Annotated in this window: 22 protein-coding genes; 8 read left to right on the top strand and 14 right to left on the bottom strand. The window is 65.6% G+C overall.

Features of this window, described 5'->3' with window-relative positions; genetic code table 11:
- Nucleotides 1-5 precede the first annotated feature (5 nt).
- Nucleotides 6-1,550 carry a PAS domain-containing sensor histidine kinase gene (locus H5J25_RS15240; protein ID WP_225883163.1) on the bottom strand — a complete coding sequence of 515 codons (1,545 nt, stop codon included), beginning with the start codon at nt 1,548-1,550 and terminating at the stop codon, nt 6-8.
- Between the two features lie 145 nt (nt 1,551-1,695).
- Here H5J25_RS15240 and H5J25_RS15245 point away from each other — a divergent pair, with 145 nt between their 5' ends.
- The 5 genes from H5J25_RS15245 to H5J25_RS15265 all read left to right on the top strand — a co-directional run bounded on the left by H5J25_RS15245 (nt 1,696) and on the right by H5J25_RS15265 (nt 9,003).
- Nucleotides 1,696-2,313, top strand: a complete 618-nt coding sequence (locus tag H5J25_RS15245; RefSeq protein WP_202092476.1) for a TetR/AcrR family transcriptional regulator — start codon at nt 1,696-1,698, stop codon at nt 2,311-2,313.
- A gap of 312 nt (nt 2,314-2,625) precedes the next feature.
- The gene (locus H5J25_RS15250) at nt 2,626-3,009 is read left to right on the top strand and encodes a hypothetical protein (protein WP_202092478.1); all 384 of its coding nucleotides are present in this window, start codon (nt 2,626-2,628) and stop codon (nt 3,007-3,009) included.
- Entirely contained in the window at nt 3,006-4,286 is a 1,281-nt protein-coding gene (locus tag H5J25_RS15255; protein ID WP_202092479.1) for an efflux RND transporter periplasmic adaptor subunit, read from the top strand. The genes H5J25_RS15250 and H5J25_RS15255 overlap by 4 nt, the downstream gene beginning before the upstream one ends.
- Before the next feature lie 116 nt (nt 4,287-4,402).
- Nucleotides 4,403-7,594, top strand: coding sequence for an efflux RND transporter permease subunit (locus tag H5J25_RS15260; protein WP_202092481.1), 3,192 nt, complete (start codon nt 4,403-4,405; stop codon nt 7,592-7,594).
- A gap of 11 nt (nt 7,595-7,605) precedes the next feature.
- Nucleotides 7,606-9,003, top strand: coding sequence for an efflux transporter outer membrane subunit (locus tag H5J25_RS15265; RefSeq protein WP_202092483.1), 1,398 nt, complete (start codon nt 7,606-7,608; stop codon nt 9,001-9,003).
- 23 nt (nt 9,004-9,026) lie between these two features.
- Here the strand turns inward: H5J25_RS15265 and msrB are convergent, their stop codons facing one another.
- Both msrB and H5J25_RS15275 read right to left on the bottom strand, forming a co-directional pair.
- Nucleotides 9,027-9,476, bottom strand: coding sequence for a peptide-methionine (R)-S-oxide reductase MsrB (msrB, locus tag H5J25_RS15270; RefSeq protein ID WP_202092485.1), 450 nt, complete (start codon nt 9,474-9,476; stop codon nt 9,027-9,029).
- 88 nt (nt 9,477-9,564) lie between these two features.
- The gene (locus tag H5J25_RS15275; protein ID WP_202092487.1) at nt 9,565-10,602 is read right to left on the bottom strand and encodes a potassium channel family protein; all 1,038 of its coding nucleotides are present in this window, start codon (nt 10,600-10,602) and stop codon (nt 9,565-9,567) included.
- A 200-nt stretch (nt 10,603-10,802) separates the two neighbouring features.
- On the opposite strand from H5J25_RS15275, the gene H5J25_RS15280 reads away from it, so the two are divergent.
- A complete protein-coding gene (locus H5J25_RS15280) occupies nt 10,803-11,570 on the top strand; it encodes a hypothetical protein (RefSeq protein WP_225883164.1) in 768 nt (255 codons plus the stop codon).
- 3 nt (nt 11,571-11,573) lie between these two features.
- On the opposite strand, the gene H5J25_RS15285 is transcribed toward H5J25_RS15280, so the two are convergent.
- The 6 genes from H5J25_RS15285 to H5J25_RS15310 form a co-directional block, all read right to left on the bottom strand.
- Nucleotides 11,574-11,846 carry a DUF1488 family protein gene (locus H5J25_RS15285; protein ID WP_202092490.1) on the bottom strand — a complete coding sequence of 91 codons (273 nt, stop codon included), beginning with the start codon at nt 11,844-11,846 and terminating at the stop codon, nt 11,574-11,576.
- A 104-nt stretch (nt 11,847-11,950) separates the two neighbouring features.
- Nucleotides 11,951-13,606, bottom strand: coding sequence for an alkaline phosphatase D family protein (locus H5J25_RS15290; protein ID WP_202092492.1), 1,656 nt, complete (start codon nt 13,604-13,606; stop codon nt 11,951-11,953).
- Between the two features lie 159 nt (nt 13,607-13,765).
- Nucleotides 13,766-16,096 (bottom strand): TonB-dependent receptor, encoded by a 2,331-nt coding sequence (locus tag H5J25_RS15295; RefSeq protein WP_225883165.1) that lies wholly within the window; start codon nt 16,094-16,096, stop codon nt 13,766-13,768.
- A gap of 192 nt (nt 16,097-16,288) precedes the next feature.
- Nucleotides 16,289-16,834 carry an FxDxF family PEP-CTERM protein gene (locus H5J25_RS15300; RefSeq protein WP_202092494.1) on the bottom strand — a complete coding sequence of 182 codons (546 nt, stop codon included), beginning with the start codon at nt 16,832-16,834 and terminating at the stop codon, nt 16,289-16,291.
- Between the two features lie 416 nt (nt 16,835-17,250).
- Nucleotides 17,251-17,925 (bottom strand): carbonic anhydrase, encoded by a 675-nt coding sequence (locus H5J25_RS15305; protein ID WP_202092496.1) that lies wholly within the window; start codon nt 17,923-17,925, stop codon nt 17,251-17,253.
- A complete protein-coding gene (locus tag H5J25_RS15310; RefSeq protein WP_225883166.1) occupies nt 17,922-19,496 on the bottom strand; it encodes a SulP family inorganic anion transporter in 1,575 nt (524 codons plus the stop codon). The genes H5J25_RS15305 and H5J25_RS15310 overlap by 4 nt, the downstream gene beginning before the upstream one ends.
- Nucleotides 19,497-20,060: 564 nt before the next feature.
- Here H5J25_RS15310 and H5J25_RS15315 point away from each other — a divergent pair.
- Together H5J25_RS15315 and H5J25_RS15320 are read left to right on the top strand one after the other, a co-directional pair.
- On the top strand, nt 20,061-21,452 hold the full coding sequence (locus H5J25_RS15315) for a tetratricopeptide repeat protein (protein ID WP_202092500.1): 1,392 nt from the start codon (nt 20,061-20,063) through the stop codon (nt 21,450-21,452).
- 286 nt (nt 21,453-21,738) lie between these two features.
- Nucleotides 21,739-22,278 carry a helix-turn-helix transcriptional regulator gene (locus H5J25_RS15320; RefSeq protein ID WP_202092502.1) on the top strand — a complete coding sequence of 180 codons (540 nt, stop codon included), beginning with the start codon at nt 21,739-21,741 and terminating at the stop codon, nt 22,276-22,278.
- Nucleotides 22,279-22,422: 144 nt separating this feature from the next.
- Here H5J25_RS15320 and H5J25_RS15325 read toward each other — a convergent pair whose 3' ends face one another.
- Genes H5J25_RS15325 through cyoC form a run of 5 tightly spaced genes read right to left on the bottom strand, consistent with a single transcriptional unit; the run spans nt 22,423 to nt 25,962 of the window.
- Nucleotides 22,423-22,986: a response regulator transcription factor gene (locus tag H5J25_RS15325; RefSeq protein WP_202092504.1), complete on the bottom strand. Its 564-nt coding sequence runs from the start codon at nt 22,984-22,986 to the stop codon at nt 22,423-22,425.
- Entirely contained in the window at nt 22,983-24,290 is a 1,308-nt protein-coding gene (locus H5J25_RS15330) for an ATP-binding protein (RefSeq protein WP_225883167.1), read from the bottom strand. The genes H5J25_RS15325 and H5J25_RS15330 overlap by 4 nt, the downstream gene beginning before the upstream one ends.
- A gap of 9 nt (nt 24,291-24,299) precedes the next feature.
- Nucleotides 24,300-24,983, bottom strand: coding sequence for an SURF1 family protein (locus H5J25_RS15335; RefSeq protein ID WP_202092506.1), 684 nt, complete (start codon nt 24,981-24,983; stop codon nt 24,300-24,302).
- Nucleotides 24,980-25,342, bottom strand: coding sequence for a cytochrome o ubiquinol oxidase subunit IV (gene cyoD / locus H5J25_RS15340; RefSeq protein ID WP_202092508.1), 363 nt, complete (start codon nt 25,340-25,342; stop codon nt 24,980-24,982). The genes H5J25_RS15335 and cyoD overlap by 4 nt, the downstream gene beginning before the upstream one ends.
- Complete coding sequence (cyoC, locus tag H5J25_RS15345; protein WP_202092510.1) at nt 25,339-25,962, bottom strand: cytochrome o ubiquinol oxidase subunit III; 624 nt, start codon at nt 25,960-25,962, stop codon at nt 25,339-25,341. The genes cyoD and cyoC overlap by 4 nt, the downstream gene beginning before the upstream one ends.
- Nucleotides 25,963-25,965: the final 3 nt, after the last annotated feature.

Raw genomic sequence — 25,965 nt, forward strand, 5'->3', positions numbered from 1 at the left:
TCCCGTCACGCCGCCTCGCGGATCCTCGTCCCCGCCGCGCGCCGCAGCACGCGGGATACGTGGTCGATCGAATACGGCTTCTGGATCAGTTCGAACCCGTCCGTCCCGCTCGCCGCGAGCACATGGCTGTACCCGCTCGCCAGCACCACCGGCAGCCCGACGTTCATCTCGCGGATCGCACGACCCATCTCCATGCCGGTCATCCCGGGCATCACCACGTCCGAAAACACCACATCGAACCGCGCGGCATCGGCCTTGACCTCCTTCAGCCCCTCGACGCCGTTGGTCGCCAGGACGGTGGTGAAGCCCAATTGGTCCAGCGCATCCACCGTGCTCGCCGCGACCTCGGCATTGTCCTCGACCACCAGCACGCATCGCACGACGTCATTGCCCTCGGCATCGACGGCGGCCACCGCTTCCGCCTTTTCGACCGCGGCGACCTGCGGCAGGTACAGGGTGAAGCTGCTCCCCGAACCGATCTCGCTCTCGACCTGGATGTCGCCGCCCGATTGCCGCGCGAACCCGAACACCTGCGACAGGCCCAGCCCGGTGCCGTGACCGACCGGCTTGGTCGTGAAGAACGGCTCGAAGATACGCGCGCGTTCGCCTTGTTCGATCCCCGCGCCCGTATCGGTGATCGTCACCGCGACGAAATCGCCTTGGATCACCGGACGCTCGCGCAACGCCGGTATCGCCTGCACGGCCCGCGCGGAGATCTTCAGCCGCCCGGCACCCCCCATCGCGTCGCGCGCATTGGCGACCATGTTGACCAACGCGGTATCGAACTGGTTCGTATCGGCATTCACGGCGAACGACCCGTCCGGAATATCGACCTCGATCGAGATCCGCGATCCGACCAGCGTCCGCATCATCTCGTCGATCGCGCGGATGTTGCCGCCGATATCGAACACGGTCGGCTTCAGGGCCTGCCGCCGCGCGAAGGCGAGCAACTGCTGCGTCAGCTTCGACGCCCGCCCCACCGCCTCACCGATCGCACCGACATAGCGCGCACGCCGTTCCTCCTTCTGGTTCGGCAGTTTCAGCATCTCGACCGCGGATTGCACGATCGTCAGCAGATTGTTGAAATCGTGCGCGACGCCTCCGGTCAGTTGCCCCACCGCTTCCATCTTCTGGCTCTGGCGCAGCGCATCCTCGGTCTCGCGCAACGCAGCCTCTGCGCGCAACCGCGCGCTGATATCCTTGGCGTGGTGAAATGCGCCGATGATCGTCCCGTGTGCATCGCGCAGCGGCGCATAGGAAATATCCCAATACGGCTTGTTGAGTTCGGGATCGCCGAACTCCTCGGTAACGTTGAAGACTTCGCCCAACAGCGCCCGCGTCATGAACCCCCGGATGACGTCCGCCTGTTCGGGCAGAAACAGATCGGGGAACACGTCACCGATCTGCACGCGGTAACCATAGATGCGGAAAAACTCGTCGCTATGCGCCCGATTGAACGCTATCATGCGGTATTCGTGGTCGAACGCGCAGATCGGAGACTGGTCCGATTGCCCGATGATTTCCCAAAGCCCCATCGATCCTGTCGACATGCGCCCCCTTCTCCGGCCGGATATCGGCTCTTTTGGAACACGGAGCATAACATAGTTTCGGTCGAGGCAAAGCGTTCGCCTAACATTGCGCGAAGGACCGACGACACTGGACGTTCGGCCCCGGCGGCACTATATACCGATCGGTATGGAACAATGCACAGCCTCCCCGCCCGTAAAGGGCCGCCCACGCGAGTTCGACACGGATGTCGCACTCACGGCGGCACTTCGCGTCTTCTGGCGCAACGGCTACGAAAGCGCATCGATGGCGGAATTGACCGCCGAGATGGGCATCACCAAGCCCAGCCTCTATGCGGCGTTCGGTAACAAGGAAGCGCTGTTTCACAAGGCGTTGGACCTCTACGAACGCGAAAAGCTCGCCTATACCGTTGCCGCGCTCGAAGCGCCGACGGCGCGCGGCGTCGCGGAGCGTTTCCTGCAGGGTGCACTCCAGATCCATCTGAATACCGGCGACCCAAAAGGCTGTATGGGGGTCATCTCGACCGTCACCTGTTGCGGTTCCGAAGCCGAGTCGATCAAGGCGGACCTGACCACGCGGCGCGCGTCGTCCGAGGCGGCGCTGATCGCGCGGTTCGAACGTGCGCAGGCGGAGGGCGAACTGCCCGAGGGCCTGACCCCGTTCGCACTCACGCGGTTCCTGTACGCGCTGCTCCAGGGGATGTCCGTACAATCGAGCTCGGGGGCCAGTTGCGTCGAACTCAGGCAGCTCGTCGAGACGACGATGCTGGTGTGGCCGACCCGCTGAAAAATAAAATACCGCCCGGTACATAAAGTCGTTGACGCAGTGCAACGGAACATTATATACCACTCGGTATCGAAGCTTCGTCCTGATCCGGATGCGGCGAAAACGGTGAAGGACCACCGCCAATGAAGACCGCAACTACCTGATCCTTCGGACGATCCATCGATCGTCCGCTTTCATCATCATCATTCAAACGGCCCGCCCACTGCGAAACGTGGTCCGGGATCAATCAACTGCGCCTCGCAGGGTCTGCACCTCCGACGATCGGGTCGGCGGCGATCGCCCCGCCATGCCTGAGCCACAAGGGGAAATTACATGGCTTATCTGGGTATCGAAGAGATGTTCTCGGGTCCGTCGGCGGACGTTCGCAAAGAAACGAAAGCCGGCTTCACGGCGCTCGAATGGAGCGTCATCGCACTCGCCAAGAAGGATTCGATCGGCAGCCTGAAGGCGCCGGGGCGCGTTTCCCGCGCAATCGGCACGGTGTTCGGCCTTGGCGTCAATTCGCGCCTTGCCGAGCCGCGGCTGGAAATGCTCCGCCGGCTTGCCGTCTATGCCTGGCGGCGCGGCTATGCCCTTCCCGCCGCGGAGGTGTCCGCCTTCCTGAAGGCCGGGTTCAGCATGGGGCAGGCCGAGGTGCTGGTCGCCAGCGTCACCGGCGGGTCGGTCGGTCAGCTCGCCTGGAAGGTCGCCGCATGAACATGATCACTCCGATCGAGGCCAAGGCGGACGACGCACCAGCGCCCCCGCCGGAACCGGACAAGCGCAGGCCCGCATGGCAGCGCGGCGCACTGGTGCTCGTCCCGCTCGCCTTGGCCGGCGGTCTCGGCGCAAAGCTCCTGAACGACGCCCCCGCCACCGCCGCCGTCCCCCCGCCCGCCGCAGTGACCGTCGCTGCCCCTCTGGTCCGCGAGGTCAACGAATGGGACCAATATGTCGGCCGGTTCACCCCGAGCCGCGCTGTAGAAATCCGCCCCCGCGTCTCCGGCGAAGTCACCGGCATCCACTTCCGTGACGGTGAAATCGTGCGAAAGGGCCAGTTGCTCTTCAGTATCGATCCACGTCCTTTCGCGGCGGCTTTGGCCGAGGCGCGCGCCAATGTCGCCAGCGCCGCCAGCGCGCTGGCACTCGCCCGATCGGATTATGCACGCGCCGCGCGGCTCGTCGACGACGAGGCGATCTCCGCGAGCGAAGTCGATTCCCTGCGCGCCAAGGTCCAGGCGTCCCAGGCGGCGCTCGCCGCAGCCACCGCCCGTGTCCGCGCCCGCGCGCTCGACGTCGAATTCACTCAGGTCCGCGCGCCGATCTCCGGCCGCGTCTCCGATCGCAAGGTCGATGCCGGCAACCAGGTCGCCGGCGGCGAAGGCACCGGCGGCAGCGTCCTCACCACGATCAATGCACTCGATCCGATCTACTTCACGTTCGACGGCTCGGAGGCGTTGTACCTGAAGACGCAGCGCGCGCGTCAGCCCGGCGCAGCGCCCGCCGCGGTCGAGATCCAGCTTCAGGATGAAACGGATCACCGCTGGAAAGGCCATCTCGACTTTACCGACAACGGTCTCGACCAGCGCTCCGGCACGATCCGCGGTCGCGCCATACTCGCCAATCCGGGGCATTTCCTCACCCCCGGCATGTTCGGCAACATGCGCTTGTCGAGCGGTGGCACGGTCAAGGCGCTGCTCGTTCCCGACACCGCCGTGCAGACGGATCAGGCGCGCAAGGTCGTGTTGACCATTGATCGCCAGAATGCCGTCGTCGCCAAGCCCGTGACGCTCGGCCCGGTGATAGACGGCCTGCGCATCATCCGTTCCGGGCTTGCACCCACCGACCGCGTCATCGTCACGGGCACGCAGATGGCGATGCCGGGGGCGACGGTCGCGCCACGGCCCGGCAAGATCGTCGCCCAGCCCGCATCCGCTCCCGCCGCCGCGCAGCCGATCGCGAGCGACGCGACCCTGGCCGCTCCGCCCGGCTGATATCCCGACCGCGAACGTAAGAAGCCCGAACGTCTTGCCCATCGCGGGCAAGCGTAATCCTTCGACGCGCCCATAACCGAAGTCATCCCACAGCCTCTCCAGTCGGGACACAAATCATGCGCTTCTCGCGCTTCTTCATCACGCGGCCGATCTTCGCCGCGGTGATCGCCGTCATCATCACGCTTGTCGGAGCGATCGCCTATCTCAGCCTGCCGGTGTCGCAATATCCCGACATCGTACCGCCGACCGTCACAGTCAGCGCGGTCTATCCCGGCGCGAGCGCGGAAACCGTCGCGGAGACGGTCGCCGCACCGATCGAGCAGGAGATCAACGGCGTCGACAACATGCTGTACCAGTCGTCGCAATCGACCGGCGACGGCAAGCTGACGATCACCGTGACGTTCAAGATCGGTACCGATCTGGATGCCGCGCAGGTGCTGGTGCAGAACCGCGTCGCCGTCGCCGTGCCGCGCCTGCCGGAGGACGTGCAGCGACTGGGCGTGGTCACGCGCAAGACGTCGCCCGATTTCCTGATGGTCGTCAACATGGTTTCCCCCGACGACTCGCTCGATCGCGGATACATCTCCAACTATGCGCTGACGCAGGTGCGCGATCGCCTGTCGCGGATCGACGGCGTAGGCGACGTGCAATTGTTCGGCGCACGCGATTATTCCATGCGTATCTGGATCGATCCCGGCCGCGCCGCCGCGCTCGACCTGACGGCCGGCGAGATCGTCGCCGCCCTGCGCGCGCAGAACGTGCAGGTCGCCGCCGGCACGCTCGGCCAGCCACCCTATGCCCAGGGCAACGCCTTCCAGCTCAACGTCGAAACGCAGGGCCGCCTGACCGATCCCAAGCAGTTCGGCGATGTCGTGATCCGCACCGACGCGACCGGGCGTCAGGTCCGCGTGTCCGATGTCGCGCGCGTCGAACTCGGCGCGCAGGATTACGGCGCCAACACCTATCTCAGCGGCAAACCGACGGTCGTCGTCGCGGTTTTCCAGCGCCCCGGCTCCAACGCGCTCGCCGCCGCGCAAAAGGTCAATGCCGAGATGGAAGCGATGTCGAAGCGCTTTCCCAAGGGTCTCGGCTACCGCGTCATCTACAACCCGACGGAATTCATCGCCCAGTCGATCGACGCGGTGAAGCACACGCTGATCGAGGCGATGGTCCTCGTCGTGCTCGTCATCCTGGTCTTCCTCCAGAAGTGGCGCGCCGCGATCATCCCGATCATCGCCATTCCGGTATCGCTTATCGGCACCTTCGCAGTGCTGGCGGCGGTCGGATATTCGCTCAACAACCTGTCGCTGTTCGGGCTGGTGCTTGCGATCGGTATCGTCGTCGACGACGCGATCGTCGTGGTCGAGAATGTCGAACGCAACCTCGAACGCGGCCTGTCGCCGCTGGAGGCGGCACGGACGTCGATGGACGAGGTGTCCGGCGCGCTCGTCGCGATCGTGCTGGTCCTGTGCGCGGTGTTCATCCCCACCGTATTCCTCACCGGTCTGTCCGGGGCCTTCTACCGCCAGTTCGCGGTGACGATCTCGACCGCGACGATCATCTCGCTGATCCTGTCGCTGACTTTGTCGCCCGCACTTGCCGCGCTGCTGCTGCGCCCGCATGCCGATGCGGCCGACGACAATCGCGTGCAGCGCGCAGTGCGCCGCGCCGGCGACGCCTTCAACCGGGCGTTCGAACGGATGAGCCTTGCCTATGCCGGGCTCACCCGCCGCCTCGTCCTCGCGCCCAGGCGGATGGCGGCGCTTTATGGCGCGTTGATCCTGCTGACCGTCGGTGTGTTCGCCTGGACTCCGACCGGCTTCGTGCCCGCGCAGGATCAGGGCTATTTCCTCACCGTGATCCAGTTGCCGCCCGGCGCGTCGGTCGAACGCACCGACGCCGTGATGCAGAAGGTCGCCAAGCGCATCCTGCCGCTTGCCGGGGTCAAGGGCGCGGTGATGCTCGCCGGGTTCGACGGCCCGTCGCAGACGCTCGCCCCCAACGCCGCCGCCGCCTACATCCCGCTTAAGTCGTTCGAGGAGCGCGAGAAACTCGGCGTCACGCTCGCCAGCATCATGGCCGAGGCGCAGAAGGCGACCGGCGACATCGACGAGGCGCGCCTGCTCATCATCCCGCCACCTTTGATCCAGGGGATCGGCTCGGCCGGCGGATATCGCCTGATGGTGCAGGATCAGGAAGGCCGCAGCTATGGCGAGATCGCCAAGGCCTCCAACGACCTGATCGGCAAGGCCAACCAGACCGAAGGGCTGGCCCAGATCTACACCTTCTTCGAAACCTCGACGCCGCGTATCTTCGCCGATGTCGACCGGACCAAGGCGAACATGCTGGGCGTGCCCCCGGAAAGGGTGTTCGAGGCGTTGCAGGTCTATCTAGGGTCCGCATTCGTCAACGACTTCAACATGCTCGGCCACACCTACCGCGTCACTGCTCAGGCCGATGCTCCATTCCGGAATACGACGGCGGATATCGCCAACCTGAAGACGCGCTCGAATTCCGGGCAGATGGTGCCGGTCGGGTCGGTCGCCACGTTCGAGGATCGCACCGGGCCGTACCGCGTGGTGCGCTACAATCTCCGCCCCGCGGTCGAGGTCGATGGCGATACCGCCCCCGGCTTCTCGTCCGGCCAGTCGCTGGTCGCGATGGAGAAGCTTGCTGATGCCAGCCTGCCCAGCGGCTATTCGCACGAATGGACCGGGATCGCCTTCCAGCAGAAGCTGGCGGGCAGCACCGCCGGTCTGGTCTTCGGCATGGCCGTGGTGTTCGTCTTCCTCGTGCTCGCGGCGCAGTATGAAAGCCTTACCTTGCCGCTGGCGATCATCCTGATCGTGCCGATGTGCCTGTTGGCGGCGATGACCGGCGTCAACCTGCGCGGCATGGACAATAACGTCCTGACGCAGATCGGGCTGGTCGTGCTGATCGCATTGGCCGCGAAGAACGCGATCCTCGTGGTCGAATTCGCCCGGCAGGCCGAGGAACAGGAGGGCCTGTCCCCGGTCGAAGCCGCCGTCCGCGCCGCGCAGGATCGTCTTCGCCCGATCTTGATGACCAGCTTCGCATTCATCCTCGGAACCGTTCCGCTGGTGATCGCGACCGGCGCAGGCGCGGAACTGCGGCAAGCGCTTGGAACGGCGGTGTTTTTCGGCATGATCGGCGTCACCGCCTTCGGCCTCTTCTTCACCCCCTTCTTCTACGTCATGTGCCGCGCCCTCGCGATCCGCCTGTCGCGTCGCAAACCGAAGGCGGCACCGGACCAATCGGGTCCCGCCGCGCTCCAGCCCGCCGAATAAAGGCCAGTCCCATGAAACGCGCTTTGCTCTCCTCCCTTTCCGCACTGACGCTCGCCGCCTGCGCCGCCGGCCCGAACTATGTCGCGCCGATCCCTGCGCCGAAAGCGACGGCCTCCTTCATCGGCGCGGGCCAGCCCGGCATCGCTGCCACGACCGCCGGCGATCATTGGTGGCGGCTGTATGACGATCCAGTCCTCGACGGGCTCGTCGCCGATGCGCTGAAGGCCAATACCGATATCCGCGTCGCGGTCGCCCGGCTTGATGCGGCGCGGGCGTCCTTGCGCGGTGTGCGTAACGACCGCTTGCCGCAGACCAATATTGTGACGAATACCAACTATGCCCGTCTGCCCGCCGCACAGCGCCTGCCCGGCATGGACCGGGAGGATGCGGGCGTCGATATCGGGTTCAACGTCGCTTACGAACTCGATTTGGCCGGCCGGGTGAAGCGCAATATCGAGGCCGCGCGCGGCGATGTCGGTGCGGCGGAGGCCGACGCCGATGCGGTGCGCGTCGCGATCGTCGCGGCAACCACGCGCGCCTATGTCGATGCCGCCGCCTCGGCCGAACGACTCGCCGTCGCCGAGCGAGTCGTCAAGCTGCTGGATGAAAGCGCGCGGTTGACCGGCAAGCGTGTCGAGGCCGGACGCGCTGCACCGCTGGACACGATCCGCATCACCACGTTGCGCGATCAACGCGCCGCGCTCGTCCCCGCGCTTCAGGCCGATCGGCAAGCCGCATTGTTCCGGCTGGCCACGTTGACCGGGCGGACGCCGCAGGAGCTTCCCGCGATCGCCGCCGCACGCACCAGCACGCCGCGCCTGACGCAGCCGATCCCGGTCGGCGACGGCGCCGCCTTGCTGGCCCGGCGCCCCGACGTGCGCGCCGCCGAACGCCGTCTCGCCGCCGCCACGGCGCGGATCGGCGTGGCTACCGCAGACCTGTATCCACGTATCTCACTCGGTGGCTCGGTCGGCTCGACGGGAACCGGTTTTGGCGACGTCTTCGGCGGCGGTCCGCTGCGCTGGCTGGTGGGGTCGCTGATCAACTGGACCTTCCCGAACACCGGGGCGACCCGCGCCCGGATCGCCGGAGCGGAAGCGGACATGCGCGGTGCGCTTGCCGAATTCGACGGCACGGTGCTCCAGGCGTTGCAGGAAACCGAGACGGCAATGTCCACCTACGCTCGCGAACTCGACCGCCGCACCGCGCTGCAAGCCGCGCGCAACGGCGCCGAACGCGCCGCACGCATTACCCGCGCACGCCAACGCGAGGGGCAGATCGACTTTCTGAGCGTCCTCGACGCAGAGCGCACGTTCGCAGATGCAGATGCCGACCTTGCCGCCGCCGATGCACGCATCGCCGGTGCGCAGGTCGATCTGTTTCGTTCGCTCGGCGGCGGGTGGAGCTAAACCTCAGGCGTCAGCCGCAGAAATCAGCCGACATCCTCGACCTGCGGCAGGTACGCGCCATAACCCTCGGCCTCCATGTCGTCGCGATGCACGAAGCGCAGCGACGCGGAGTTGATGCAGTAGCGCAAGCCGCCCCGATCGCGCGGGCCGTCATCGAACACATGACCGAGATGGCTGTCGCCATGCGCCGAACGCACTTCGGTCCGGACCATGCCGTGCGAGGTATCGCGGATCTCCTCGACATGCGCCGGCTCGATCGGCTTGGTGAAGCTCGGCCAGCCGCAATGCGAATCGAACTTGTCCGCGGACGCGAACAGCGGCTCACCCGACACGATGTCGACATAGATGCCGGGCTGTTTGTTATCGAGATACTTGCCCGTGCCCGGCCGCTCCGTCCCACTTTCCTGCGTGACGTGATATTCCTCGGGCGTAAGTGCGGCTATCGCCTCGGCAGTCTTTGCATATGTGGTCATGAACCATGTCTCCTATCCCTGCGTAGATGGGGAACTCGACCGGGATTTTCCACTCAGCGCGCGCCAGATATTGCGTTTCACCGGGACGTTAGGGCAGATTGGCGACCCCGTTTTGCCGCACCACTTCGACGATGATGTCGCCCGCTTGCAACTGCTGCGCCTCCGGGTCCCAGAAGCAGAAGCTGGTATTCCCGCGGTAGATACGGTGCCCGAGGCCGGTGCGGATCTGCGCCAGGGGGTGGCCGATCTCATCCGCAGCGACCGGGCGTTCGCGCAACGCCACCTCGCCACTCGCACCCGCAAGATCGGAGATATAGGACGCGATATGCGCGCCGTGCGTCGAACCGGCGAGCAATACGCCCGCCAGGCTCGTCGGATTGATGACGGTGTCCGCACCCGCCTGCCGCGCGATCGCCTCGTTATCCTGCGATTTGATCACGACGCTGACCGGAACGGTCGCGGCGAGCCCGCGCGCGGTGAGGACGATGAGGATCGAGGTGTCGTCGCGTCCGGCGGCGACGATCACCGCGCTCGCGCGATCTACTTGCGCCGCCTCCAGCACCGCGTTGCGCGTCGCATCGCCTTCCATCACGGTCACGCCGTGGGTTTCCGCAATCTCCAGCGCGGATGCGTGATCGTCGATCACCACGATCGTTTCGGGCACCGCGCCGCGCTTGATCAGTTCGTCCACCGCCTGCGCCCCGCTGGTGCCATAGCCCGCGACGACGACATGATTGTGCAGGTTGCGCTGAATGACCTTCATTCGCCATTTCTCCCAAACCCGTTTGAAGACGAAGTCATAGGCAGTTCCCAGAAAGATGAGCCAGACGAACAGGCGGACCGGCGTCACGACGAACGTATCGAACATCCGGGCGTGCGTCGTAACGGGCACGATATCGCCGTAACCGACCGTCGTTACCGTGATCACGGTGAAATACAGCACGTCCAGGAAGCTGATCGCGCCGTCATAATTGTCGCGCAGCCCATCGCGGTCCAGCCAATGGCCGGTCAGGGCGACCGCGACCAGCGCGGCGGCGAGCGCGACGCGCCAGAACAAGCGCAGCCAGGCGGGCGTCTGGCCTTTCCGCCGGAGGTTGAAGCTGCGGCGTTGGCTCCGGCGATCCATCCCCATCGTCTAGGGCGGCAACCGCGTGATCGGAAGGGGGTTTCGCAGGGACGACGCACCGGATGGCCGTATCGCGCGTTGTAAGGCATCGAACGCGAACGAAAGGATGCGACGATGTCGATGACCGAGCAGGATGACGAACGGGATATTCCCCCGATAACGGCAAGCGGCCGAAGTTCGCCACGCCGATCGACGAGCGGTTGAAGCAGGTCGGGACGGGCAGCGGCTATTCCGGCCAGGAATATGACAGTGCGGGTCAGGCCGAGTGGCGCGCGGAGCAGGAGCGCAAGAGCCTGCCGGCCGGCAGCGGCGTCAGCGGTAGCGGTATCGGCGCGGGGGTGGTCAGGCCGGGGAGGATTACGATCCGGACACGCCGGGCGGTGCCGAACCCGATGGGCAACCGTCCGACCGCGGGAGCAGAGCGGATCGCTAGGCGCGCGTCACCCAAGCCGAAGGCGTTGAAGGTCTTTCGCACCGCCGTCGGTTTCCACGACGCCTATGTCGCGGCGCCGAGCAAGAAGGCGGCGCTTGAGGCGTGGGGGAGTAAGAAGGATCTGTTTGCACGCGGGGCGGCGGAGCTGGTGGAGGATCCGGCGCTGGCGAAGGCTGCGCTGGCCTCGCCGGGCACGGTGATAAAGGTATCGCGGGGGTCGGTGGCCGAGCAACTGGCGGCATTGCCCAAGGAACCACGCGGGACGTCGAAAAGTAGCAAAGGAACCGCGGAGAAAGCTTCCGAACCGCAACCGCGGCCGGACCGGGGGGCGTTGGATGCGGTCGAGGTGGAGATCGACAAACTACTGAAGGAGCAGGAGAAAGAGCTTGCCGAGATCGCCCGTCGGGAGGCGGAATTGGCCGCGGAGAAGCGTAAACTTATCGCATCGCAGAAAGAGGAGATGGCGGCGCTGGAGAGACGGCGGGACGAACGCCGCCGCGCCTATGACGCCGCCATAAAGACTTGGCGCGGTTGACCTTTATTCCAGATCGTCTTCGCTGATCACGATCGTATCGGAATCCGGATCGCGACCCAGAGCGACCAACGCTGCGTCCGCGATTTCGTCGGTATGGGCCTTGAAGATGGCCAGTGCGTCGCCATCGGGGATCGTCGCGCTGATCGCTTCCAGCACCGAATACTGGACGGCGAACAGATAGCGTTCGTCCTCCACCTCGCCTTCGAATTCGACCTGCTGCTGGTCGATATCGTCTTCGAGCGTCTTCATGTCGATGTCCAGGCGATCCTCGGCCATGCGATATTGTCCTTTGTTCAAGTGATGTTGCGACTTCGCACCATCCTTGAACGTCGGCAGCGTTCGATCAAGCCTCAAACGATGAGGACGCGCGCTTTACCCTGTCAGACCGTCGCCACCGGGGCCCGCGCGCCGCTTGTCACCCGGTGCGTTGCGACGACGCGCCGGTCGAACGTCCGGCTGAAGACCGTCGACAGGCCGATATGTTGGGCGGTGGCGGCGTCGGGGGTCAGCGTCAGCAGGATATAGCCTTTCGCATCCTGATCGCAGAACGCCACCTCGCGATTCTGTTCGGCCAGCACCGCGCCGAGGCCGGGCAGGAGCGAGCCGTAGGACGGGCTGGTGATCGCGGTGGCGCCGAATTCCGTCGCGACAAGCGTTCCGCCGTCATCGTACAGATCGTTCGACCAGGCGGCGTGACTGTCGCCCGAAAGCACGATCGGCGACGAATTTGCCTTGCGGAAGCTGGCATAAAGGCGTTCGCGCGCCGGTGGATAGCCGTCCCAGGAATCGAGGTTGAACGGCAGGCCCGCGCGGTAACTGGCCTTCGCTTCCTCTAGCCGGTCGCGCCACGTGTTGGAGAGTTTCGCCAGCGCCGGGCCGACGGCCTTCGCGGCAAGACCGGTTTCCAGATCGGGACCCGCGACGCGCGCCATGACGACCTGATTGCCGAGCAACTGCCACGGCTTCCCGGCGCGGACCGATGCGGACAGCGTCTGTTCCAGCCAGCGTTGCTGCACGGCCCCGAGCAATTCGCGATCGGGACGCGCGCGTTCGGCGATCGCGGCGGCATATTGGTCGGGCGTGGGCGCCTGCCCCTTGGGCGCGACCTGTTCGGACCGGGCCAGCAACCGCGTCTCGACCATTGCGAGCGTCGCGAGATCGCCGAATTCGAAACTGCGATAGATCGCCGCACGCCCCAGCCCGCGACGCGATTCACGGATCGGCATCCATTCGAAATAGGCCTGCATCGCCGCCGCCTTGCGCGCGGCCCAACTGCCTTCGGTCTTCGGGTCGTGATTTTCGGCGCCACCGATCCAGCCGTCATTCGCGACCTCGTGATCGTCCCACACGCAGATGAACGCGGCACGGGCATGCGCCGCCTGCATGTCGGGATCGGTCTTCACCTGCGCGTGGCGACGGCGATAATCGTCGAGCGACACGATTTCGTGGCGCGGGTCGGGGACGCGACCGATCTTCTTGCCGATATCGCCGCCATAGCCGTCCTCGCCATATTCGTAGATGTAATCGCCGAGATGGACGACCGCATCGAGCCGGGGCTGTTTGGCCATATCGGCATAGGCGTTGAAGAAGCCGCCCGGATAAAGCTGACATGTCGCCACCCCGATGACGAGCCGATCGACCGCTCCGACAGGCAGGGTGCGGAATCGTCCGACCGGCGATTTCATGCCACCGGGCGCGGTGAACCAGAACCAATGATCCTGCCCGGGTGCCAGGCCGGTCGCCTCGACTTTCGCCGTGTGATCCGCCGCGGCGCGTGCGACGACCCGGCCGGACCGGACCGGCTTTCCGTCCAAAGTGGTGGAGACGTGCCAGTCGAGCGCGACGTCCCCCGAACCGCCACCGGCGGGCGTTGCGCGGGTCCACAGCACCGCCCCGTCGCGCGCGGGATCGCCGCTGGCGACACCGTGGTCGAACGTCGCGCCGCGCGGGGTCGCCGCATGCGTGCCGCCCGGAAGTACCAGGGTCGCGCCGCTGCCGATTAGCGCAAGTGCGCCGCGCCGTCCGATATTGGTCATGATCTGCTGTCTTTCGGTGGTTTCGGGCCGTCGTCATTCCCGCGAAGGCGGGAATCCATACTGGCTGACGTTTGCATATCCCGGTTCGAACGTCAGTGATTATGGATTCCCGCCTGCGCGGGAATGACATGGTTTAGAGCGGCTTACAGACGAACCCGATCAGAACCGCGCAGTCAATTGTGCGCCGTAGAAACGCGGTTCGGCGGGGATGAAGGTCGGGATACCGAACGCGCCACCAGTGTTGCCGGCATCGAGCAGGTAATCCTTGTTCGTGGCGTTGCGCAGGAAGCCCGCCAGTTCGAACCTGTCCTCGGCGAAGCTGATCCCGGCCTTGGCATTGACCAGGGTCACCGGCCCCTGCGACAGCGCCGCGCTGTTCGGCAGTTCGAAGAAGATCCGGCTGCGATACGTCACGCTGGGCGTCGCGAAGACGCGCATTCCGCCACCGATCGGCGCGTTGACGGTGAAGCCCGCCGCCGCCTGCCATTCGGGCTGGAGACGGAAACGCGCGCCGGAGAAGGTAGGCGCGAAGCTGTTATTCTTGTCGATGCCGCCCTTGATATAGCCGAAATTGCCGAACACGCTGAGCCAGCGCACGGGCCGTACGTTCAGCTCCGCCTCGACGCCGAGGTTGCCGGCCGAGCCCGCGCTCTGCGTGATCGCGGTACCGTTGGGCTGGGTCACGCTGACCTGGAAGCCGTCATATTTCTGGTAATAGACGCCGACCGACCCCGAAACCTTGCCGAAATCCGCCTTCAACCCGCCTTCGTAATTCCACACGATCTCCTCCGGCACCAACTGCCGGTTGGCCCGCGGCACGCCGCCCGCAAGCGCCGCGTTCAACTGGACGACCGGCGAACGGCGGCCCTTGGACACGGTGGCGAAGACGTTGATCTCAGGCGTGAAGCGGTACAGCGCATTGAAGCGCGGCAGGACCGCCGCATAGCTTTCCTGCGTCGTATAGGTCTGGCCCGCAGTATCGACCTGGCCGGGGACGAGCGAGGTGGCGGCAGGGTTGAGGACGGGGCGTGGCACGCGCGCAAAGAAGGTCGACTTGCGCTGTTCGATCAGCACGCGGACGCCAGCTGTGAGTTCCAGCGCGGGGACCGGGATCCACGTCGTATCGGCGAACACCGAATAGCTGTCGTTGCGCCCGCCATTCTCGAACACCGAGCTGTACGGAATCTGCGTGGCGAGGCCGCCGGTCAGCTGGCTGGTCGCATTCGCCGCCTGAACCACGCCCGCCGTATCGATGCATGGCAGATTGGGGATGACGCGCCCGGCGCATTGCAGGAAGGTGCCTTCCTCCGACGAGAAGGGGACGCGCTGGATATTGTCCTCGACGAACGCATTCCAGCCGAACGACGCGCGCCAGTGCGGATCGGAATAGGAGAAGCGGCCTTCGTGGCTCGCCTGCCAGCCCTTGGCGATCTCCGCGAATTCCAGATACCAGGCGGCCGAGCCGTCCGCGTCGAACACCTCCGCACTGTCGAACTTGCGGTATCCGTTGACGGTGGTGAAGTTCCAGCCGTCGTGGAAATCGTAGCTGGCGGTCAGGTTGACGTCGTACACCTTGCGGTCGAGCCCGAGCTGATCGTTACCCAGCACCTGTGCCGACAGCGGCGAGCCACCGAGATTGGCGCGGCCGAACGGATTGCCGGGGCCGTCCTGCGTCGGCAGCGCGCGCGATACGAACGGGGTGCCGCCATTCTTCTGGCGATCGAACGTGCCGATCAGGTCGATCGTCAGCGCATCGGACGGCGTGTAGCGGAGCGAGCCGCGCACGCCGAGTTGGTCCTGCGCGTACAATTCCTTGTTCTGACGCGGGGACAGGTTCTCGACATAGCCGTCGCGCGTCTTCCATTCGAACGCGACGCGACCGGCGAGCACGTCTGACCCGGCATTGACGAAGCCCGACACCAGGGTCTGGTCGTAATTGCCGTATCCGCCGGTCAGCGCGCCCGAAAAGCCGGGCTTCGGGCGGGCGGAGGTCAGGCTGATCGCGCCGACCGCCGATGCGGTGCCGAACAAGGTCGCCTGCGGCCCCTTGATCACTTCGACGCGTTCCAGATCGTAGATCGCCTGATACGAACCGCGCGACCGCGAGATGTCGACGCCGTTATAATACAGCGTGACGCGCGGCCCCTGCTGCGACGATCCCGAATCCGACGTGATGCCGCGGATGACGATGCCGGGATTGTTGGCGCTCTGCTCCTGGATATTGAGGCCGGGGACATAGTTGGACAGTTCGTCCAGATCGCTGACGCCGAGTTCTGCCAGCCGCTTGCCCGACAAAGCCGAGATAGTGATCGGAACGTCCTGCGCGCGCTGTTCGATCTTCTGCGCGGTGACGATGATATCGTTGCCGCCGCGATCATCGGCATCGGCGGGCGCGTTCTGGGGCTCCGGCGCGGTCTGAGCCTGGGCAATCGAGTCGACGGTGGAAGCGGAGGCGAGCAGCATCGCCGCGAGAGACATACGCGTTATCATTTGGAACCCCTTTTCGTTGGGGAGCCATTGCCGCGCGTTCGTGAAGGTTGGACGACAGCGCCGTTACGGACGCGTTACAGCGTGAAGATTTTAGCCGACGTTACCCGCCATTTGGGCCGCAGAGCGTAGACAGCAAAAAGCCGCCACCCTTTCGGGCGGCGGCTCCTTGATCGCGTGACGAAGCGATATGGTTCAGGCGAACTTGACGCTCGTCTTGACCTTGCGGCTGCGTGCAGCTGCGCCGATCATGCCGAAACCGAGGATCATCATGCCCCAGGTTGCGGTTTCCGGAACTGCGCTCGGGTTGAATGCGACGCTGCCGCCATAGGCACCGTTCGTACCGCGCAACGAACCGTTGGTGGTGAACGTGTAGGTACCGATGCCGACGAAGAGGTCCTCGAAGCTACGCGTCTCGTTGACGTCAGAGTTGCTGGTCGGTTCCAGAACGTACGTTACGTTGCCGGGGCCCGTGACGAAAACGCTCGTGAAATCGACGTCGTTGGCCGAGCGAGGTCCGCCACCCGTGGTGGAGATGATCGCGCTCAGGAAGCCGCTGGTCGTGGTCGAGAACGTGAACGATTCCGTGAAGGTCGGGCGCGCTACGTTCGCGCCGCTGAAGCCGATCGAGAACGAGCCGTCCGGGCCGAAGTCCGGACCGTTGACGGTTACCGCTGCCGATGCCGGGACGGAGAGTGCAAGTGCGGCGGCTGCGATGCCGGCGCGATAGATGTTACGCATGAGTTACTCCACGGGTTTGATTACCGTAATAAAACAAGCACAAATCGTGCCATCCTTAGAAATCCGCCATTTTCGTGCCGTTCCCGAGATCGACTGTAAGCGCCAGCGACATGTTGTAAATGCTCGCTGGCCGATACGGATCGAGAGGTTCCGGCGTAAGGCGAACCCGCCTCCATGGTTAACGAGGCGAGGGCGGCGGTGGACCTTCTTCGACCGTTTGACGGCCCGAACCCTTGCCCGTCGCGTGCGTGGCTTGAGAAAGGACGCCGGATCGCGCGCGCGTGATCGTCAGTGTCGCGACACAGCCTGTGGTGCCGCAAAGCAAAAGCCGCCGGTCCGGGGGACCGACGGCTTGTGAGTGTGCGCATGAACTCTTCGTTCGCGCCCGGGATAAGCGTGAAGCAGCATGTCGCGGATCAGCTCGCGCCGTTCGTCGCCTTGATCTCGTCGGTGGTGAGCAGGACGCGGCGCGGGTGCGGCACGGCGTCCAGCGGCGTATCGCGATCGATTTCCATCAATGGTTTGATGCGCCCGTCGCGAATATCGTAGACCCAGCCGTGCAGCCACAGATCCTGTTTCTTGGCGAACGCCTCCTGCACTGTGGCGGTGCGGGCGAGGTTGACGAGCTGGTCGCGCACGTTGAACTCGACGAAGCGATTGACCTTGGCCTCGGGCGTCGCCTGGTTGCCGAGTTCCTCCCAATGATCGCTTGCGACGTTGCGTGCAGTCTGCAGCCAGTCATCCACCGGGCCGGTCGTCCCGCCGTCCAGCGCCGCCTTCACGCCGCCGCAGCCGTAATGGCCGCAGACGATCAGATGCTTCACGCCCAGCACGGTGACCGCATATTGCAGCACCGACATCAGGTTGAGATCGTCGTGATTGACCAGATTGGCGATGTTGCGATGCAGGAACATGCCGCCGGGTGGCGTCATCGTCATCTGTTCCGGGCTGACCCGGCTGTCGGAACAGCCGATCCAGAGGAATTCCGGCTTCTGGCCATGCGACTGGCGTTCGAAGAAATCGGGCCGTTCCTCGACCAGTTCGAGCGACCAGGCGCGGTTGGCGAGCAGCAATTGCTTGTAGTTCTTCATGCGTAACGGATCCCGGCAATCGGTGCGTTGATGAGCGGCGCGCTCCGTTCGGCCACGTCGCCGCGGACCGTGACGACGATGCCGCGATATTCCGCACCCTTGATGAAGGCGTTGATGACGTCGACATTGTCGAGATCGACATAGCTGGTCGAGGACAGGTCGATCAGCAGGTTCGAATTGTCGGGGACCTTCGCCAGTTCGTTCTGCAATTCGTACTTGTGGATGAAGTACAGGTTGCGGCGCGCGCGGATCAGGCAGTCGCCGTCATCGCAGACGAACGTGATCGCCGAGCGGAAATTGCGCGCGATGACGAACACGAAGCCGACCGCGAGCCCGATGACGATGCCGATCAGCAGATCGGTGAACAGGATCGCGCCGATCGTGACGACGAAGGGCACGAACTGCGTCCAGCCCTGCTTGTAGCGTTCGGTGAACAGCTTGGGCTTGGTCAGCTTGTAGCCGGTCGCGATCAGCACCGCGGCGAGCGCGGCGAGCGGGATCAGGTTCAGCAGGGTCGGGATCAACGCGACGCTGAGCAGCAGGAAGGCGCCGTGCAGCATCGTCGAGGCCTTGCTCTTTGCGCCCGCATCGACGTTGGCGGAGGAGCGGACGATGACCGAGGTGACCGGCAGACCGCCGATCAGGCCGGAGACGATGTTGCCGCCGCCCTGTGCCATCATTTCCCAGTTCTTGGGCGTCGTGCGGCGCTGGGGATCAAGTTCGTCCACCGCCTTGACGCTGAGCAGGGATTCGAGGCTGGCGACGATCGCGAGCGTCACGGCCGTCGTCCACACCGCGGCATTGCCGATCTGCGAGAAATCGGGCGTCGAGAAGAAGGAAGTGAATTCGCCGAAGCTTCTGGCGATCGGCACCTGGACGAGGTGAGTCGCGCCCAATTGCCAGCTTGGCTTGACGATACCGAGCAGCGCATTGCCGCCCACACCGATCAGCACGACTACCAGCGGTCCGGGCACGAAGCGCAGCGGGCCTTCCTTCGGGCGTGCGCCGTCCCACCAGAACAGGAAGGCCAGGCTGACTGCGGCGATCGCGATCGCACCGGCGGACAGATGCTGCTGGATCGCCTCGACGATCGCGGTGAAGGTGTTGCTGCCGTCTTCCTGCGTGAACTGGAAGCTGCCCTCGAAATCGCCGTCATAGCCGAGCGCGTGGGGCACCTGCTTCAGGATCAGGATGATGCCGATCGCGGCGAGCATCCCGGTGATGACCGAGGAAGGAACGAATTCCGCCGCGATGCCGGACCGGGTGGCGGCGAGCGCGACCTGCAGGACGCCGCCGAGCATCACCGCGAGCAGGAACGCCTCGAACGACGGCAAGCGCTCGATCGCCGCGAATACGATCACGGTCAGGCCCGCGGCCGGGCCGCTGACCGACAGCGGCGACTTCGAGAGGCCCCCGACGACGATGCCGCCGACGATACCGGCGATCACACCCGAGAAGAGCGGTGCGCCGGATGCGAGCGCGACGCCGAGACACAGCGGAAGCGCGACGAGAAACACCACGATCGACGCAGGAAAATCAGCGCGCAGGGTCTTGAACAGGGGTAACGCCAAAGTTGGACCTCGTGTCGGTACGTCTGCCGGAGTGGCAAGTCGACAGGCCCTTGGCATCTCGCGCGAGCGGCGGCTTCCCCCTATTGCAGCGCAGCAATCAATTGTTACAGGCCCGTCACCGGCGCGTATCGTTACGCTCCCGTCCGCACCGCGATTGTTTCTGGAACGTGTCCCGCGCGTCATGCCGGACTGACGTTTTTCGGCCCGTTCGCGAAAGTACCGGACGCCGCACCGGCATGGTTCCAGATCAGACGAGCCCGAAAAAACAACGCCCGCTTTTCGCTAACGAAAAGCGGGCGTTAGGTGAAGCGCAATACCGATTTGCGCTTGGGTCGCATTGCCACCTGACATGGTCCTGCGCTGGCCGGCATACCCCATTTGGGGGATAGACCTTCGATTAGGGTAAAAAGACGCACGAAAACGCAATTACTTTGCCTTTTCAGGATACTCGGCATCGCTTTCGTATCGTCCAAGCAATTGACGAACCGCGGCTGCGACCTAAGCAGGGTCGGTGCTGAGCACGGCTGAAACCCCGCGCACGTGGTAAGAGGGTGAGTCGCAGGTATGGACGGGTCGATACCGGAGGATCCGGGGAAACGGATAGACGGATGGAAGGCGATCGCCGCCTATTTCCGGCGCGACCGCAGCACCGTGATGCGCTGGGCCCGCGACCATCGCCTTCCCGTCCGGCGCATGCCCGGCGGCAAGCAGGGATCGGTCTTCGCGTTCGAGCGCGAGCTGGCCGCCTGGTCGCTGACGCCCGACCGCACCGACGCTGCCGACACCTCGGAAGCGCCCGCCCCCGACTCGACGGCTGCCAATGCCGCTGCCGATCCAGCCGCCCCGGCCCGCCTCCGACGCCGCCCCCTCGCGTGGATCATGCCCGTCGCGCTGTTGGGGGCGGTGGCGGGCGGAGCGTTCTGGCTCGGCCGGCCGGAGCCGGCCCCGGCAGCCGGCATGCGGCCCGATCTGCCCGCCGACCCAGCGGTCGCCGCGGACTATATGACCGCACGCGACGATTGGGCACGACGCACCCCACGCGACATCGCACAGGCCATCGCGCTGTATCGGTCGGTCATCCGCCGCGACCCCGGCTTCGCGCCCGCGCATGCCGGCCTGGCCGAGGCATGGCTGGTTTACCGCGAATATGGCGAGACCGACGATCCGACCGCCTATGCCGCCGCGCGCAAGGCAGCCGAACAGGCGGTGCGGCTGGACCCGAACCTGCCCGCCGCACACCGCGCACTGGGCTTCATCACCTATTGGTGGGCCACCGACGCGCCGACCGCGGTCGCCGAGTTCAAGCGCGCGATCAGCCTGGACGATCGCGATGCGCAGAACCACTTCTGGTACGCCAACGTCCTCGCCGACCTGGGAGAACATGCAGCGGCACAGCGCGAATATAGCCGCGCGCGCCTGTTGTCGCCCGGGTCGCAGATCATCGAGGCCGAATATGCCTGTTCGAAATGGCAGGCGGGCGACGACCGGCTGGCGATGCGGCAATTGTCCGATCTGGCACGGCGTTATCCCGGCGATGCGACGATCCACAATTGCCTCGCCTGGGTGTATATATCGGGCGGGGATATCGTCAGTTTCGCGCGCGAATATCGCCTGGCCGCTCTGGCCCGTCGCGAGCCGGGCCTGTTGCATCTGACCGAACGGCTGGACGCGGCGGTACGGGCCGATCCCGCCACCGCGCACCGCGTGCTGATCGCCGATGCACGGGCGAAGATCGCGCGCGGATCGATGCGGATCCGCGAGACGCCCGCCTTCTTCGCCTCGACGATGGGAGACCGGGACGAACTGGTCGCGTTGCTGACGGAGGCGAGCAATCTGGGCGAAACATGGCTTTCGGCCAGCGTCCGCCGGCGGATCGGCGCGCGGTGGAAGGACGATCCGACGATCCAGCGGCTGGTGCGCGATATCTCGCCCCCGCCCCTTACTGCGCCGCTGTGATACGGTAGGAACCGCCCCGTCATGCGCCCAGATTCTGCACAATGCGGCAATTTGCCACACCTGCCCCGAACCGTTTCCGGTCCATCGTCGCGCCTTCGAACATCGGCACCGACGGGGGTCTGCCAGTGGATAGTATCGCATCGTTCGGCGTCGTTCACGGCGCGATCGGGACCGGAGCGGCCGGGGGCGCCGGTCCCGTCCTGACGTCGCCGCGTTCGGAATACCCGACGATACGCAGTCCACGCTGGCGGCGCTGACGCTCGATACACTGGCACAGGGTGCGTTCGTGCTGGGCGCGGATTGCCGTCTTTCCTATGCCAATCGTGCGGCGCGATCGATGCTGGCGACGGCGACGGCCCTGCGGCTCCGCGGCGACCGCGTGCAGGAAGCGGATCCGGATGCAACCGGATCGTTCGCGCGAATGGTCGCGGCGACCGCGACGTTCGGCAACACGAACGCGATGTGCATCGGAACGTCGCATGGATCGCGACTGATGCTGACGACGAAGCCGTTGCGCGGGGGCGCGGGCGGCGGCGTGGGCGGGGGCGGGGGCGGGTCCGTGCTGATGCTCGCCGCCGACATGGATCGTGGCGAGCGGCAATGCGCATCGCAACTGAAGAGCGCATTCGGCCTGACCGCAGCCGAAGCGGATATCGCCCGCGCACTCGGCACCGGCGCCTCCCCCGCCGAAACCGCGGTGGCGCGCGGGGCGCTGCTCAGCACGGTCCAGTCGCAGATCAAGTCGATCGCGTCGAAACTGGGGTGCAGGCGGCAGTCCGAGATCGCGGCGATCGTCCAGACGATGCCGAAGTTCCTGGAGGACTGATCGGGCGGGCGATTGCGGAGTTGCGTCGACACTCTCACCCGTCATTCCCGCGCAGGCGGGAATCCATACTGGCTGACGCGCGTGGGTCCGCACGAACTGCGGTGATTATGGATTCCCGCCTGCGCGGGAATGACGGTCGCTAACTTAGCCGTTCGGCAAATGTCGTTTGTCCAGTTTCCGCGCCAGCGTACGGCGGTGCATGCCGAGCCGGCGGGCGGCTTCCGATACGTTGAAGTCCACTTCGGCCAGAACCTGGTGGATATGTTCCCATTCCAGCGTCTTGATCGAGGTCGGACGCACGGCGAGGCCAGCGTCCACATCGCCTTCGACCCGCCCGAACGCCCGTTCGATATCGTCGCTGTCGGACGGTTTGGTCAGGTAATTGGTCGCGCCGAGCTTGATTGCCTCCACCGCGGTCGAGATGCTGGCGAAACCGGTCAGCACAACGATACGCGCCGCCGGATAGCGCGCGTGGAGCACTTGCACGCAGGTCAGCCCGGATGCGCCGCCGAGCCGGAGATCCACCACGGCATAATCCGGGGCGAATTCCTCCAGGATTGCGGGCAAGCCGGCCGCGTCCTGCAGCGAGCGGACCCGATAGCCGCGGCGTTCGAACGATCGCGACAGCGTGCGCGCGAAACCGGCATCGTCCTCGACGATCAACAGGCGGCGGGATTCCTCGCGCGGCCGGGTGTCGGCTTCGGTCATGCGGTTTGCTCCAGCGCCAATGCGTCGAGCGGCAGCGACAGTTCGACCTCCGCACCACGACCGGGAGCGTTGCGAACCGCCACCGATCCGCCGAGCGTCCGCATGACGTTGACCGCCAGGAACAGGCCGAGCCCGGCGCCACGACGGTCCTTGGTCGAGCGATACGGCTTGCCGACGCCCTCCAGCATTTCGGCGGGGAAGCCGCGCCCGTCGTCGCGCACGGTGAGCAGCAGCACGCCCGCGCTTCGTTCGGCGATCAGGTCGACGCGAGTCGCCCCCGCCTCCGCCGCATTGTCCAGCACGTTGGTCAGGATCTGCGCGAGCGTGCGGTCCGCGGCGATCACGGTGTCGCCGCCCAACCGATCGGCAATGAACAGCAGGCCCGGCCGTTGCGCGCGCCACTGATCCGCGACGGACAGGATGAAGGCGCGCAGCGTGGTGCGTTCGAGATCCTCGCTGCGTGCCTCGCCCGAGGCATAGAGGATACCGCCGACGATCTCCTTGCAGCGCGCGACCGCGGCCTGCATCTCGACGATCTCCTCCGACAGCGCGGCATCGCGGGCGAGCGACGGCTGCTTGCGCCAGTCGCCGAGGATCACGGACAGCGACGACAAGGGCGTGCCGAGTTCGTGCGCCGCGCCCGATGCGAGCAGGCCCATCCGGACGATATGATCCTCCTCCGCCGCGCGCTGACGCATCTCGGCGAGGCTGGCGTCGCGCATCCGGAGGTTGCGGCCGATCCGCGTGACGAAGAAGACGAGCAGCACCGCAGCAAGAACGAAGTTCACCCAGCTGGCGAGCAGGTGCGCCGGCGACAGCGTGCTCGCCAGGCCTTCCGGCAGGACCAGTTCGCGGTGGTATATGGCGAGCAGCCCGAACGCCGCGCTGTGCAGCGCGACCAATGCATAGCTGGACCAGGGCGCGAGCAGCACGGCGCCGATCACCACCTGCAACAGGCCGATCGGGGCGAACGGATTGGTCGCGCCGCCGCTCATATAGAGTTGCGCCGTCAGCGCCGCGAAATCGACCAGCAGCGCGACGAACAACTCCCAATTGGCCACCGTCCGTCCGCGCGCCAGCACGATCAGCGTGACGGCGTTGAGCGCGGCGAGCCCGGTGGCGACGGCGATCATCGGGACGATCGGCAGGCCGACGTGCAGGAAGAGATGCACGAACAGGATCGTCGCCAACTGCCCCGCCACCGCGATCCAGCGCAGGTGGGTCAGCACCAGCATGTTGCGCGTCCCCGTCTGGTCGGAGCCGGTAACCGGCGGACCGTAGGGGAGGATGCTGGTATCGGCCATCGCGCGATCCTAGGCCCGGCCGCGACCGAGCGCCATCCACAGGCTGACCCCCGCCAGCATCGCGGCCATCGCGAACCAGGTCAGCGCATATTGCAGGTGGCTGTTGGCGAACGCGATCACCGTCAGCCCGCCGCGCGGCCAGCCGGGTTCGGACGCGGCATCGGCGTCGACGAAATAGGGTGCGGCGCTGTTCAGTCCGCGGCGGGCGGCGATCGCGGCGACGTCGCGCGAATACCAGCGGTCGGCGGCGGGATCGTTGCTGCGCAGGAAACCGCCGCCCGGTTCGGTGACGCGGAGCAGTCCGGTGACGGTGACCGGTTCGGCCGGCGGCCGGGGGCGGGTCTTGCGATCAGGAGGGACGAAGCCGCGATTGACGAGCACGGTGAAGCCCGTGTCGGTGGCGAGCGGGGTCAGTACCCAATATCCGCCGCCGAGCGTCGTCGCCGCCTGCACCAGGGTTTCGCGGTCATGCGCGTACGTGCCGTGCAGGACGACGCGGGTATAGGCGTCGTCGCGGCCGATCCCGGCCCATGCGGACGGTCCCGGTGCGGGCACGGGGGCGGCGGAGAGGCGGCGCTCGACCTGCGCGATCAGTGCCAGTTTCCACGTCCTGCGCTCCAGCTGCCACAGGCCGAGCGCGACCAGCCCGGCGATCGCCAGCAGCGCCAGCCCCGCCAGGACGATCCGCTTCACATGCCGCTCGTGTCGCCCGGCATCGCGCCCATGCCGGGCATCATGTTCAGGTTCATATGATGCATCACCCACAAGGATCCGATCAGCCCGATCGCCACCAGAACGATGGTGAAGATCAGCGCCATCATGTTCCAGCCACCTTCCGACCGCGTGTTCATATGCAGGAAATAGATCATGTGGACGATAACCTGGACAAGCGCGAAGCCCATGATGACCAAAGCGGTCGTCTGCTTGTCGCCGAGCGCGCCGCCCATCACCAGCCAGAAGGGGATCGCCGTCAGCACGACGGACAGGGCAAAGCCGATCAGGTACGACCGCCGCGTGCCGTGGGCGGCTGCGTCATGGGTATCAGCGCTCATCTGAGGACTCCGAGCAGGTAGACGAAGGTGAAGACGCCGATCCAGATGACGTCGAGGAAATGCCAGAACAGCGACAGGCACATCAGGCGCCTTTTGTTCGCCGCGGTCAGCCCGAAGCGCGCGACCTGCGCCATCAGCGTCACCAGCCAGACGATGCCGAGCGTGACGTGCAGCCCGTGCGTGCCGACCAACGTGAAGAAGGACGACAGGAACGCACTGCGCTGCGGCGTCGCGCCTTCGTGGATAAGTTCGCTGAATTCATACAATTCGATGCCGATGAAACACAGGCCGAACAGCCCGGTGATCGCCAGCCAGGCGAGCGTGCCGCCCTTGCGCTGTTCCTCCATCGCCAGCATCGCGAAGCCGTAGGTGATCGACGACAGCAGCAGCATCGTCGTGTTCACGGCGACCAGCGGCAGTTCGAAGATCTCCGCCGGGGTCGGCCCGCCGGCATAGCTGCCGCCGTATACGCCGTAACAGGCGAACAGCATCGCGAAGATGAGGCAGTCGCTCATCAGGTAGATCCAGAAGCCGAGCATCGTGCTGCCCCCGGCTTCGTGATCGTGTTCGTCCGCGAGGTAGAAGACGTCGCGGTCGTATGCGGTCTGTGCGTTCGCCATCAC

Source organism: Sphingomonas aliaeris (genome assembly GCF_016743815.1).
Taxonomy (GTDB): Bacteria; Pseudomonadota; Alphaproteobacteria; order Sphingomonadales; family Sphingomonadaceae; genus Sphingomonas; species Sphingomonas aliaeris.